This window comes from Ideonella sp. P3_A4 (assembly GCF_056403075.1).
Window position 1 is genome coordinate 1 of record NZ_JBFUGE010001295.1, and the last position, 701, is coordinate 701.

The following is a 701-nucleotide window of genomic DNA, read 5'->3' on the forward strand; positions in this document are numbered from 1 at the left end:
GTTGGTACAGGGGACTGAACACCTTGCTGTGAGAGGCCGACATGGCCGCCATGTACATCTGGCGACGCAAGTCAGGCGATCCACGCTTGGACAGTCTTCGCTTGCCGTGGCTGCGCCCTGAGTCGTGCGCCCGAGGGTCCAAGCCACTGAAGGCGACCAAGGCATCARCGCTGACGAACTGCAACCGCGCCAACAGGCTGCTCAGCAGCGCACTGGCTTGCGAGCCCACACCGGTGATGCTCAACAGCCGCCGCTGGCTSGCTTTGAGGGCAGAGTCCGCGTCGATCAGTTGCTCAATKCGCTGATCGATCGCCTGCAGCAGGCTGTCGAAGCCGGCATCCAGGTGCTGGACCTGCTGSTCAATGGCTGGACTACCGCGCAACGCCTGACGCAGYGCAGTGCGCTTGGTCACGGCTACCCRGCGCTGACCCAGTAGCTGCTCGATCTCAGCCTGCACTGGCGAGGGCGRCTGGTACGGGCGCAGCTGAGCRTGATGCTCGGCCAGGTAYCGTGCAATCACACGGGCGTCCACCCGATCGGTCTTGGCCCGCATACCCAGCGCCTTGGCGTAGAAGTACACGTCACGGGCGTTCAGGACATACACCGTGAYGCCCAGGCGAACGGCTTGGCGCACCAGCGTCAGATGGCACTSGCCCGTGGAYTCCACGGCTACCTTGGCCCCTTTGGGCAAGGTGCGCAAC

The 701-nt window shown here is 64.3% G+C and carries 1 protein-coding gene; it reads right to left on the reverse strand.

Going from position 1 to position 701, the window contains the following annotated elements:
- Window positions 1-667 (reverse strand): transposase (locus AC1DYI_RS37635; protein ID WP_477209148.1); only part of this gene is annotated, 667 nt, incomplete at its 3' end.
- Window positions 668-701: the final 34 nt, after the last annotated feature.